This is a genomic window from bacterium, assembly GCA_040757115.1.
In the GTDB taxonomy this organism is placed as follows: domain Bacteria; phylum UBA9089; class CG2-30-40-21; order CG2-30-40-21; family SBAY01; genus JBFLXS01.
The window spans coordinates 2,934-15,447 of sequence record JBFLYA010000085.1; the positions used below are offsets into that span (position 1 = coordinate 2,934).

The 12,514-nt window shown below is 39.7% G+C and carries 13 protein-coding genes and 1 pseudogene; 4 read left to right on the forward strand and 10 right to left on the reverse strand.

The genetic code is table 11. From position 1 onward, the window contains the following. From AB1422_09210 to AB1422_09245, 8 genes are all read right to left on the reverse strand, one after another. Positions 1-1,629, reverse strand: a 1,629-nt coding sequence (locus tag AB1422_09210) for a serine/threonine-protein kinase (protein ID MEW6619491.1), incomplete at its 3' end; no start/stop codon positions are given. 139 nt (positions 1,630-1,768) lie between these two features. Beyond that, complete coding sequence (locus AB1422_09215) at positions 1,769-2,119, reverse strand: HTH domain-containing protein (GenBank protein MEW6619492.1); 351 nt, start codon at positions 2,117-2,119, stop codon at positions 1,769-1,771. Between the two features lie 82 nt (positions 2,120-2,201). After that, a complete protein-coding gene (locus AB1422_09220) occupies positions 2,202-2,396 on the reverse strand; it encodes a hypothetical protein (GenBank protein ID MEW6619493.1) in 195 nt (64 codons plus the stop codon). Between the two features lie 3 nt (positions 2,397-2,399). After that, complete coding sequence (locus AB1422_09225) at positions 2,400-4,397, reverse strand: serine/threonine-protein kinase (protein MEW6619494.1); 1,998 nt, start codon at positions 4,395-4,397, stop codon at positions 2,400-2,402. A gap of 11 nt (positions 4,398-4,408) precedes the next feature. After that, entirely contained in the window at positions 4,409-5,161 is a 753-nt protein-coding gene (locus AB1422_09230; protein ID MEW6619495.1) for a nucleotidyl transferase AbiEii/AbiGii toxin family protein, read from the reverse strand. Continuing rightward, positions 5,158-5,748, reverse strand: coding sequence for a type IV toxin-antitoxin system AbiEi family antitoxin domain-containing protein (locus AB1422_09235; GenBank protein ID MEW6619496.1), 591 nt, complete (start codon positions 5,746-5,748; stop codon positions 5,158-5,160). The genes AB1422_09230 and AB1422_09235 overlap by 4 nt, the downstream gene beginning before the upstream one ends. Before the next feature lie 518 nt (positions 5,749-6,266). Then, positions 6,267-7,322 carry a histidinol-phosphate transaminase gene (gene hisC / locus AB1422_09240; GenBank protein MEW6619497.1) on the reverse strand — a complete coding sequence of 352 codons (1,056 nt, stop codon included), beginning with the start codon at positions 7,320-7,322 and terminating at the stop codon, positions 6,267-6,269. Then, complete coding sequence (locus tag AB1422_09245) at positions 7,322-8,350, reverse strand: radical SAM protein (GenBank protein MEW6619498.1); 1,029 nt, start codon at positions 8,348-8,350, stop codon at positions 7,322-7,324. Before AB1422_09245 ends, hisC begins: the two co-directional genes overlap by 1 nt. Before the next feature lie 248 nt (positions 8,351-8,598). On the opposite strand from AB1422_09245, the gene AB1422_09250 reads away from it, so the two are divergent. From AB1422_09250 to AB1422_09260, 3 genes and pseudogenes are all read left to right on the forward strand, one after another. Then, positions 8,599-9,471 (forward strand): DUF4384 domain-containing protein, encoded by an 873-nt coding sequence (locus tag AB1422_09250; GenBank protein ID MEW6619499.1) that lies wholly within the window; start codon positions 8,599-8,601, stop codon positions 9,469-9,471. A 52-nt stretch (positions 9,472-9,523) separates the two neighbouring features. Then, on the forward strand, positions 9,524-9,877 hold the full coding sequence (locus AB1422_09255; protein MEW6619500.1) for a zinc ribbon domain-containing protein: 354 nt from the start codon (positions 9,524-9,526) through the stop codon (positions 9,875-9,877). A gap of 2 nt (positions 9,878-9,879) precedes the next feature. Beyond that, a pseudogene (locus AB1422_09260) lies at positions 9,880-10,176 on the forward strand (DUF2085 domain-containing protein). A 38-nt stretch (positions 10,177-10,214) separates the two neighbouring features. On the opposite strand, the gene AB1422_09265 reads toward AB1422_09260, so the two are convergent. Next, a complete protein-coding gene (locus tag AB1422_09265) occupies positions 10,215-10,586 on the reverse strand; it encodes a hypothetical protein (protein ID MEW6619501.1) in 372 nt (123 codons plus the stop codon). A gap of 212 nt (positions 10,587-10,798) precedes the next feature. On the opposite strand from AB1422_09265, the gene AB1422_09270 reads away from it, so the two are divergent. Further along, complete coding sequence (locus AB1422_09270; protein MEW6619502.1) at positions 10,799-12,055, forward strand: caspase family protein; 1,257 nt, start codon at positions 10,799-10,801, stop codon at positions 12,053-12,055. Between the two features lie 93 nt (positions 12,056-12,148). On the opposite strand, the gene AB1422_09275 is transcribed toward AB1422_09270, so the two are convergent. Then, the gene (locus tag AB1422_09275; protein MEW6619503.1) at positions 12,149-12,259 is read right to left on the reverse strand and encodes a hypothetical protein; all 111 of its coding nucleotides are present in this window, start codon (positions 12,257-12,259) and stop codon (positions 12,149-12,151) included. Positions 12,260-12,514 lie beyond the last annotated feature (255 nt).

Below are 12,514 nucleotides of genomic sequence, written 5' to 3' on the forward strand. Positions count from 1 at the left end.
ATACCTCGGGTTTATCTCCAATGCCTCATCATAGCAGGAGATTGCCTCCTGATGTTTGCCAAGATTTACTAAGGTAAGTCCTTTGTTATACCATGCCTCTGCCAACCTCGGGTTTACCTCCAATGCCTCATCATAGCAGGATATTGCCTCCTGATATCTGCCAAGATTTCCTAAGGCAACCCCTTTGTTATACCATGCCACTGCAAGCCTTGGGTTTATCTCCAATGCCTTATCATAGCAGGAGATTGCCTCATTATATCTACCAAGTCTTCCTAAGACATTCCCTTTGTTATACCATGCCACTGCATACCTTGGGTTTATCTCCAATGCCTTATCACAGCAGGAGATTGCTTCCTGAGGTCTGCCAAGATTGTCTAATGCAGTCCCTTTGTTATTCCATGTCTCTGCATCCCTTGGGTCTATCTCCAATGCCTCATCATAGCAGGAAATTGCCTCCTGATATCTGCCAAGATTTTTTAAGGTAACTCCTTTGTTATTCCATACCTCTGCATCCTTTGGGTTTATCTCCAATGCCTCATCATAGCAGGAGATTGCCTCCTGACTTCTACCAAGATTTAATAAGGCAGTCCCTTTGTTACTAAGTTCCCATGCCTCTAATTTTTCCCTCTCAGGTGGGGTTATTTTTTCCCCGGTCTCTTTTAAAAGCAGGTTTTGTAGTTCCTCCCTGATAAGGGTAAAATTCTGGTATCTTTTATCTGGCTCTTTTTCTAAACATTTTTTAATTATCGGGAAAAGGGATGCTGAAACCCCTGAAACAAGTTCAGGGTCAGCATGACATATGCCAGGGGGAGAAGGAAGGGGAGGAATCTTACCATATCTATGTAGCCGCTCATATTCTTCTCCGTTTCTACCCACAAAAGGTAATCTTCCATTTCCCGCCATCTGGTATAAGACAAGACCAAAGCTATAGACATCAGACCTTTTGTCGGCCAATCCTTCAAACTGCTCTGGTGCCATATAAGGAAGTGTGCCACAAACCCTCTTCCCCTTACTTCTAAATATGCTTAAAGAAGATGCTTTCTCTGCAATAACATCCCCCTTAAGTTCTATCTCTTGAAATGCCTTAGCTAAACCAAAGTCGGTTATCTTTACCGTCTTATCAAAGGTAATCATAATATTATCTGGTTTTATGTCCCGGTGGCTATCTATCCCTTTAGAGTAGGCATACTCCATACCATAACAAAACTGGATGGAGAATCTTAAGACCTCAGATAGGGTCAAATCCCCAAGATAATGGCTTAAGGTATTTCTTCCCTGTCTATCCGGGGCAATATATTCAAGGACAATAAATAGCCTTCCCTCTAATCTCTCTACCCAAAAAGCACGGACAATATAGGGGTGTCTTTCCAATTCTGTCCAGACCCGGGCTTCTCTTTCAAATAGCCTTTGGCTATCTTCAGAAAAAAGGTATTGCTCCTGAAAGGTCTTAAGGGCATAAGGTATTTTATGTTCGTGGTCATAGCAGACATAGACCATACCCATTCCTCCTCCTAATACCTGGTAAATCTCATATCGGTTACCAATCCTATCCCCTACCTGCCATCTACCTGTGTTTGCCCTACTTCTTTCTGCACTCTCTCTTTTCCCCAAACCTCTAAATATACCCATTGTTTCGCCTCCTCTGTCCTGTTGGAATGCTCCTGGATAAAACCTATTTTTAATCAAAAATCTGGATGTGTTTAGTGAAGTTTGTTTTAGTGTTTAGTGATTTTTTATCCCTAAACACTAAACTCTAAACACATACGATTTACAATATTATTTCATAATAACCACTGCGCTTTGAACCAACAAATTTTATTTTGCCTTCTTTTTTCAATTCCTCTATATCCCTCTCAATTGTTTTATTACTTACCGCTAATTCCTTTGCCAGGGTGACAAAAGTAAATAATTCTTTTGATTTTATTTTGTTATATATATATTCTTTGCGTTCCTTTTTAGTAGCATCTTTAAGGAAGACTTTACCGACATTTTTCACCGACACTTTACCGACACTTTTCACCGACATCTTATGGACATCTTTAGTGATATGCCGATAAAAAGTTATGTAACCGTTCAGATAGTAATTCACCGCAGAGACGCAGAGGAACAGAGAAGACATAGAAATAAATCAGATCACAGAAAAGATTATTGAGGTAATCTTTGTAATACATAGGACATCAAAACCAAATTTGTTAATCAATTCATGATATATTATTGGTCCTCAAAAGCTTGCTCTGATGAAAATCAGGGATGGAATGAAGCGTATGGTAAATAGTTTTTAATTTTTTCTCTGCGTCTCTCTGTCTCTGCGGTGAACAGTTACCTAATTTTTTATTTGCCGCCTCTGCTACCGCAATCTGCCAGGCAAGAGTTGCCCCTATAGAAAGCTTATCCATCGCCTACCTCCTTAAGTCTTGTAGAATCATTTGTTTTAGCTGGTGAACCATTGGTAAATCAGGATTTAACCTTATTGCCTCATCAATACATTCTAATGCCTTTTGAAACCTTCTCAACTTTGCTAAGGCAAGCCCTTTATTATACCATGCCTCTGCATACCTTGGGTTTATCTCCAATGCCTTATCAAAGCAGGAGATTGCCTCCTCATATCTGCCAAGATTTCCTAAGGCAATCCCTTTGTTAATCCATGCCTCTGCCAACCTTGGGTTTATCTCCAATGCCTTATCATAGCAGGAGATTGCTTCCTCATGTCTGCCAAGATTGTCTAAGGCAAACCCTTTGTTAATCCATGCCTCTGCCAACCTTGGGTTTATCTCCAATGCTTCATCACAGCAGGAGATTGCCTCCTCATATCTGCCAAGCTTTCCTAATGCACCCCCTTTGTTAGACCATGCCTCTGCATACCTTCGGTTTATCTCCAATGCCTCATCATAGCAGGAGATTGCCTCCTCACTTTTACCAAGATTTACTAAGGCATTTCCTTTGCTATACCATGCCTCTGCATCCTTTGGGTTTATCTTCAATGCCTTATCAAAACAGGAGATTGCTTCCTGATGTCTACCAAGATTGCCTAATGCACTCCCTTTATTATTCCATGTCTCTGTCAGCCTTGGGTTTATCTCCAATGCCTTATCACAGCAGAAGATTGCCTCCTGATGTCTACCAAGATTCCCTAAGGCAAGCCCTTTGTTATACCATGCCAGTGCCTCTCTTGGATTTATCTTCAATATCTCATCAAAATAGGATATTGCCTCCTGATGTTTACCAAGCCTTCTTAATACATTCCCTTTGTTACCCCATGCCTCTGCATACCTTGGGTTTATCGCCAATGCCTCATCATAGCAGGATATTGCCTCCTGATGTCTACCAAGATTCCCTAAGGCAAACCCTTTGTTATACCATACCTCTGCATCCCTTGGGTTTATCTTCAATGCCTTATCAAAACAGGAGACTGCCTCCTGAAGTCTACCAAGATTTAATAAGGCGGCCCCTTTGTTATAAAGTTCTCCTGCCTCTAATTCTTCCCTCTCAGGTGGGGTTATTCTTTCCCCTATTTCTTTTAAAAGCAGGTTTTCTAACTCCTCCCTGATAGAGGTAAAATCCTGGTATCTTTTATCTGGCTCTTTTTCTAAACATCTTTTAATGATCGAGAAAAGAGGAGAGGGAAGGAGAGGAATCTTACCATATCTATGTAACCGCTCATATTCTTTTATACTACTGCCCACAAAAGGTAATCTCCCATTTCCTGCCATCTGGTATAAGACAATACCAAAGCTATAGACATCAGACCTTTTGTCGGTAACCCCCTCAAACTGCTCTGGTGCCATATAAGGAAGTGTGCCACAAACCCTCTTCCCTTTGCTTCTAAATATGCTTAAAGAAGATACCCCTTCTGTGATAACATCCCCCTTAAATTCTATCTCTTGAAATGCCTTAGCTAAACCAAAATCGCTTATCTTTACCGTCTTATTAGAGGTTATCATAATATTATCTGGTTTTATGTCCCGATGGCAATCTATCCCTTTAGAGTAGGCATACTCCATACCATAACAAAACTGGATGGAGAATTTTAAGACTTCCTGTAGGGTCAAATCCCCAAGAAGATAATGGCTTAAGGTATTTCTTCTCTGTCTATCTGGAGGAATATATTCAAGGAAAATAAATAGCCTTCCTTCTAATCTACCTACCCAATGAGCACGGACAATATAGGGATGCCTTTCCAATTCTGTCCAGACCAGGGCTTCTCTTTCAAATAACCTTTGGCCATCTTCAGAAAAAAGGTATTGCTCCTGAAAGGTCTTAAGGGCAACAGGTATTTTAAATTCGTGGTCATAGCAGACATAGACAATACCCATTCCTCCCCCTAATACCTGGTAAATCTCATATCGGTCAGCAATTCTATCCCTAACCTGCCATCTACTTGTGTTTGTTTTCCCCATCGTTTCACCACCTATAATTTTTCTAAGACCATTTCCTTAATATTCTCAGCAATTCTTCTTTGGTTTAAAGGTAGAAATTTTCCGAGGTCTAATTTTAATCTTTTCTGGTCAAATCCCCTGATTTTATCTACTAAATCCTTCTGGGTTACTCTTCTGTTATAATATTCCATTTTCTTATTAACCATCACCCAGTCAATTTGTATTCCTTTTGAAAGAAGATACCAGATGTCAAAAAGGTCTCTGCCTTTTACCCTATGTATCAATGCCCTTATTTTTTCTGTTAGAATCTCTTCCCACGACAGGCATTTGATAATAGGATATGGGCTGATGGGAAATAATGTCTCCATAACAACATCTTTTTCAGTCAAAGGCTTTTCCCTTAAAGAAAATTCCAGATGAACATTTAAGGGAAATTTCAACTCATCAGTCTTGTATCGCAAAAATCCTGTGAGACTGTTAATGTTAGAAGTAATCTGTCTTAATTCTATTTCAGGCATAAGAAGATTTATTTTTCTGATAATTTTGATGAGTAACTTTTTTATTTCATCAGCAGATATTAAAGAGGTAAAATCTAAATCTTCTGAAAATCTGAAGGAATTAAGAATTAGTCTCAAGGCTGTGCCGCCTTTGAAATAAATTTTTGAACTCTCTTTTTGCTCATAAAGCGCCGCCAGAAAAAGAATCTGCAAATACTCTCTTAAACAAGTGAACTCGTCAATAGCAAATTTATGTGATAATTCTCTAACCTGTTCTTTACTAATCATAGTTTTATATTCAATGAATCAAAGAAATTGCCAAAAATTTCACTCTTAATCTTGCCAGATAGTTCTCTTAACCTCTTTTTATCAATCTTATCTAATACCCATTCTTCAGGATTAATTACCGTTCTCCCATAACTTGCAAAGAAGATGGTATCAACAATGGCTTTTTCAGGGGTTGCGATAAGAAAATGTTGCTCTTTAATATAATCTGAATAATATCTTTGGTCTAAATGAAAATAGGCAAATTCTTTATTTACCGCCCTTATTTTTTTAGCCCTTTTGATGGTAACTGAAGTTATAACCTGTGGCACCTGAATTAAAATACCATAGTATGCCAGAGCAGATTCTAAAGAAACATAGGAGGGTTTATAGAGGAAATTAGCTATCTCAAAATCTGTAGGTTTTTTATCTTTTAAACAATATACTCCTTTAGCTATTCTGTCTAATAGACCCTCCTTCGTCAGCCTATTTGCCTGAATGTAGGCGATGTTATCACTTTCACTTCTGAGGAGTTTTTTAAGGTCAATCAGACTAAAAATATCTCTTCTGGATTTCTGTAATATAAGCAGTGCTTCTATCTTCTTCATCATCTATCCTTATATGCATTATTCTTAACAATATTGTAAAGGATTATGTATATATTGTCAAGCAAAAATTAAATTGAACCCTACATTTTTTCAAATACCTGGCGTAATTATTCAGCCACAGATAAATACGGATGAAACACTGAAAATTCGTAATCCGTGTCCGTTTTCCGTGTCCGTAATCAGGCTGAAGGCTGATGGCTGAAAATTCAGGTATAGTGCCTCGTGTCTCCTCTCCTTCTCCGCTTCTCCCTTTCTCCGTTTCCCCGTTTCCCCCTTTCTCATTTGTCCTCTACCCTCTGCCTTCTGCCCTCTGCCCTCTGCCTTCTGCCCTCTGCCCTCTGCCCTCTGCCTTCTGCCCCCTGTATTTATCCGTGCTAATCCGTGTCAATCAGTGGCTGAATAGTTACAGTCCTTTTTGAAATTTGATTTGTAATTTTGCTTTTTGATATTTGATTTAATTTCAGGTCTAACTCTCAGTTTTTCCCCCAAATCCTATTTTGCAGAACCATAGAAAAGAAGCCTTAATATCTTCTGCAAATACTATCTATCTTTCCCAAAAAGGCATTGTTTTCTTGTTCATTACCAATAGTTACTCGAAGGCAGTTAGGGATATCATCATTCAAATTACGAATTAATATCCCTTCTTCAACTAAATTTGAAAAAAGGGTATCTGCCGGGATATTAAGGGTTTTAAATAAAATAAAATTAGCATCACTGGGGTAAGGCATAATGCCCGTTATTCCTTTAAGAAATCCATAGACCCTTTCTCGCTCGCTTATTATCTGGTTAATTCGAGGTTGTAAAAGGTATCTAAAATTTTCTATGGCACAAGTCGCCACTGCTTGAGAAAAAGCATTCAGGTTATAGGGCAATTTTACTTTGAGAAGTTCATCGATTATTTGAGAATTAGCAATCAAATATCCAATTCTTAATCCGGCTAAACCAAATGCCTTAGAAAATGTCCTTACAATTATTACCTGCGGGTAAATGTTAATCAGTGAAATGAAGGTTTCCTTTGAAAACTCAAAGTAGGCTTCATCAATAATTATTAATGAGGTTGGCGATTCGTCAATAATTTCTAATACCTTTTCTTTTGAAAAAGAGTTTCCTGTTGGATTATTTGGATAAGCGAGAAAAATAATGGAAGGAGTATCCCTGGTTATTTTCAATATCTTTTCCTCATTTAATTCAAATTTGTCAGTTAAAGGTATTCCAATTGGCGTGGTGTTAGTAATCTGGGATAATATTTTATACATGGCAAAGGTAGGTGTGGGAAAAACAACTTGACCTGCGTTAAAAGTTAGCAGAATGTATAAGATTAGTTCATCAGAACCATTACCAACCAAAATTTCTTTTTTATTTATGCCAAGATATGCGGCAATAGTCTGGCGTAATTCATTTGAAAGTGGGTCGGGATAACGATTAAAACCAGTAATCTTTTCTTTAAGCAATTCTTTTATTTCGTCTGGTAAGTCATAGGGATTTTCCATCGCATCTAATTTAATTGGGCAGGAAATATCCGGTATTTGGTATGGTTTTAAGGTTTTAATATTTTCTTTGACTAATGATTCAATCATCAATTTATCCGCTCCTTTTTTGGTTGATAAATACAATTAGGCTCCTGGTCTAAGTAATCACCTGTTTTCGCATAGGCTCGTGCTCGGCAACCACCACACACATTGATATATTCACATCGTCCACATTTACCTTTGTATTTAGAAAAATCACGCAATTCGTTAAAGACTTGCGAATTTTCCCAGACATCTTTAAAACTCTGGGTTTTAATATCGCCACAACGAACATCTAAATAACCGCACGGGAATACCTCACCTTTGTAAGAGATGAAGCAATAAGAAGTTGCGGCCAAGCAACCTTTGCTTAAGGGAAAATGTTGTTCACCTTTTTCTATCTGTTGCATAATCCTGAAATAATGTGGGGCACAGGTAGTTCTTATTTCAATATTTGTTACTTTACTTTTTTTATATAACCAGGTTAAGACATCTTCGTATTCCGTGAGGCTTAATTCCTGTTTCTCCATTGTCTTAGCTCTGCCAGTTGGGACAAGGAAGAAGAAATGGCAGGCAACCGCACCCAATTTAATGCTTAAATTGATTATATCATTGAGTTCTAGATAATTTTGTTTTGTAACCGTAGTATTAATCTGGAATTCAAGACCACTTCTTTTTGCCCATTTTAGTCCTTCTAAAGCCTTTTCAAATGCTCCCTGTTGTCTAATTTTATTATGGGTTTTAGCCGCCGCACCATCCAGACTAACACTAATTCTTTTAATTCCAACATCTTTTATTCGCTCAGTGACTTTCTCATTAATCAAAGTTCCATTACAACCGATGACAACGGTAAATTCCTTACTTATGGCATAAGAGGCTATTTTAAATATATCCTGTCGAAGTAGTGGCTCACCGCCAGAAAGGATAAGTATGGGATGGCTAACTTTAGCAATTTCATCAATTAAAACAAATGCCTCCTCTGTAGATAACTCATCCTCATCAAATCTATTACTATTAATCGCACTTGCCCGACAATGGATGCAAGAAAGATTACATCTTCGAGTAACCTCCCAGGCTACTAATCTCAAATTATTCACCTTATTTTTATTATACCCTTATAATTTGTTTCTGTCAAGAGAAATCTCGTGAAACCCAGTAATTCTCGGTGAATTTTTAGAGACTGAATTCACCTATGTTTAGGAGAGATAGAAAAAAATATTTTTCGTAAAGATTTTGAGAGGAAAATAAGGAATAATGAGTCTCTATCTAATTTTCCACCGAGAATTACTGATAGATCAAAATTTTTATTGACATGGGATAAAATTTGTGGTAAAATATAACCATAATGATTAAAAGTGAAGGTAACATCAAAAATGACCCAAAAGCAAATTCCTATCAGTTCAGTAATGAATACAAGGCTGGAAACCAATCACATCCTATTGCTGACCTATTTGGCACGAAAGAAATGTTACAGATTGTCATCAAGAAATTGTCAAGTCAATCGCTAATCTTCAGTTTGGCGTTTATTGTCATCCTGGTGATAGCCTACAAGCTCTGTGGCAATCAAGGATTACCGATTATTGCAGCCATTCTCTTCGTTTTTCTGGTAGGTATGTTTGCCTATTTATTCTTTGAGCAGAAGAGCAAAGTTAAGCATGAAGACCCATCAACCATAAGCCAACTGCTCGGAGAGAAGCTCAACGCTATCACAAAGCCAACGGGAGACTTTTCTGTCCATGTGTGGACCTCTCTCGCCGCCGAGACCAGTGTGGAGAGTCGTGATATTAATATTATCCCATCAGCGAAACAAGCTAAGTATCGTATTGGCGACAAGATTAATGTGTGCTTCCGTTCCACTAAGGACTGCTATTTGACCTTGCTGAATATCGGTACGAGTGGAAAACTGACCATTTTATTTCCCAATGGGCTATATCGTAACAATTTGATTTCAGCCAATCAGAGCTATGAAATTCCTGGCAAAGAGTATGGTTTTGAATACGGACTGCTGGGACCGCCGGGAATCGAAAAGTTGAAAGCCATCGCTACATTGGAGAAGGTAGAATTACTGGCGTCGCAATTCTCATCGGATGGTTCGCTGTTTCGGATAGAGACGCCGGCAGCCGCGGCGCGTGATATTACAGTAATCAAGAAAAATGTCGAAGCGATTCCGACAGACAAATGGACTGAAGCAACCTGTGAGTTTCGTGTTAACCAATAGCATGTGTAAAACAACCTTGCGGTTAACAAATCCAAAAAGGAGGAGCACTATCATGTTTTGTCCAAAATGTGGTTTTGAAAATCCAGATGGAGCTAAGTTCTGTGGTAAATGTGGCACTTCCATGACAATAGATTACCCGACTGAGCCACAAACCCAAATAGGGAAACCGCCTTTCCCACCAGATGGTGCACCAGTCTCATCGGGGTTGAAGACGGGCATCATTGTCGGCACATTGTTCATACCATTGCTCGGCATTATCATGGGAATAATCTACATGAACGATCCTAATCCCGCCAAAAAAGCCGTTGGGCGATTATGGTTGTGGGTAGGCATCAGTGTGTGTGTACTCTCATGTATCTGCGGGATAATAGCCTATGTGATTGGTATGTCGGGGAGTTATTATTAGCGATGTCTGTTCTGTATGATCTCTGTGGATTGATATGTCACCAATTGCCAGGTCGCTCGTCGCACTTTGATGGTATTGTCTTCCCCCTCTGTTTTCGGTGTTCAGGCTTGCATTTCGGAGTGGTATCGTCATACCTCTATCTGGCAGTAAGCGGTGGGTGGAAGCGCAGTTTCCCAGATGTTCGAAGTGGGGTTAGCGCTAGCTTGCTGATGGTGCCATTTTTGCTGGATGGCTGGGGCAACACGCTACACCTGTGGGCATCGCCAGGGTGGTTTCGGGCTCTCACAGGTTTAGGTATGGGTATGGTGCTACCGCTGTTACTGGTTCCTCTAATCCATCAGCCGGCACAAATAACGACTTCCGAGCTCAAACCATCACTGTCGCATCCCACTACCCTGATTTGGCCGGCAATACCAGGCCTTATAATGGTATGGTTTATGATGCATCCGATGGTGCTGCTCATATTCCAACTTCTGACCATTACTGTATTAGTGGGAATACTAATATTTGGTATCAATTTCCTCTTAGTGTCGCGTGTTGTATTAACGGAGATATTTTTTTCGTAACCGTTCAGGCTATATATCAAAAGTGTAAGAAAGGGGATAAGGAGATAAGAGTGATATGGAGATAAGATAATAGAAATAGGTAGAAATTGATTGTGGAAAACAACAAATTTCCATAAATTTCTATTAGTTTCTATTAATTTCAATTTTTTTATAATATCTCCCTATCTCCTTAATCTCCACATCTCCTTATTGTTACATCACCTGAACGCTTACGGAAATTATATACCCTATCGCGAAATTGTAAAAACTGGGGGAGGCAAGTCAAATTTACATAATTGTCTGAAAATATAGAAGGTTAAGAGAAATTTAGGTAAAAGTTTTTGACATTAACAACCTCAGCAAGGGAGATAAAATCATGAGTGAAGTATTTAGTGGTTCAGTAGCGACAGTAGCAATCAAATCTGCTTATGCGCTGATTGTAGGCATTGGACAATATAGCGATCCGCGTATTCGAAAGCTTGATTTCACTCATGCCGATGCTCAAGCATTTTGTGACTTATTGTTGAATCCACAGCACGTTGGATTCTTAAAGGAGAATGTCAAACTGCTATTGGACGAGCAGGCGACTTTATTCAATATCAAGAATGCGATTACTGGATGGCTCTATAAATACACCGGTTCCGAATCGACGGTAATTATTTTCTTCGCTGGACATGGCGGTGTAGAAAGTGACAAGGAAGACACTGAAAAAGATGGGATTGCCAAATATCTTCTGCCGTGGGATACGAACCCTGACGATTTATTTGCCTCAGCGCTATCAAACACCGACTTTCACCGGCTATTGAGCACGATTAAGGCTCAGCGATTGATTATTTTCCTGGATGCATGCTACGCGGGTGGCGTGGCTCAGCGAGGATCGCGGGATTTGGGAATCGTAGAAAATCCCTGCGAGCGGTTGGCACAGGGAGAAGGCAGGTTAGTGATTTCAGCGGCTAAACCGAATCAACGTTCCTGGGAAGACCCTACCATTGGCCATGGTATTTTTACCCATCATCTACTGGAGGCGCTAAAGGGCAAAGCAGATATGGACAACGACGGCTATGTGTCAATCTGGGAGGTCTATAAATACCTCGAACGGGAGGTGTCCCAGAGCGCGCGATGTTTGGCCAAAAGTATCCAGGAACCTCTTTTCTGTGGGGACATGGCAAAAGATATCTTTCTGACCGCAGACGCCCAGCGCATAGCCAAACTTGCCTTTCAGCGTTCCGAAGCCGAACGCCGGTGCAGAGAGGAAATACAACTGAAACGACGCAAGCTGTTCGATCTTTATGATCGCGGCGAATTCCCATCAGACGCTTATCAGGAAGCTATGAGCCTTATCGACAAACCTCTCACTGAAATGACTACAAAGGATAGCAAATTAGCGAAGAATCTTGAGGCACTGTTAAAGGACGGACTTTCCGCTGAGGTCTATCTTGAAAACCGTGACTCTATTCGTTCACAAATGGAACGAAAAGATTCCGACCGTTCCCCAGTTCAACCTCCACCACAAGACACTAAATCCCCAGGGCTAAAGCCACCTAAAACAGAGATGAAATATTGTATTCATTGTGGTACGCAAATCAATCTTCAGAACAAGTTTTGCATTAACTGCGGTTGGTCAATTCAATGAGGTTTAGGGGGGTAAACCTCGAAAGCGGAATTAACTCAGTTCCTGCATTTTCTGGGTCATCAGTGTACTATTATTCATTCCCAGATGACCTCATTAGCAATCAAATACAGGCCCATCTTTACAAACGCGTTTATCGATGGTTTTCTCTCCATCTCTAACATTTATTACGCAACCCAGACATGCCCCTACTCCACAGGTTTTTATTGTAAGCGGATTAAACGGATTGAGCGGATTTTTTTTATTTCTTTTTCCGCTAAATCCGCTTACTAAATCCCCCCGCTTACTATAAAAATCTGCTTACTTAATTTTCTACCTGAACAGGTCGCAAAATTTTTCGACCTGTGCGGTTAGGTTTTAGGTTATTGACGCTGAAAGCGTCGAATTTTAAATAACCGTAGATGCAATCTACGGAAATAAACGCCCGCAAAACTCGACCCTGAAAGGGTCGAATGTAATCCA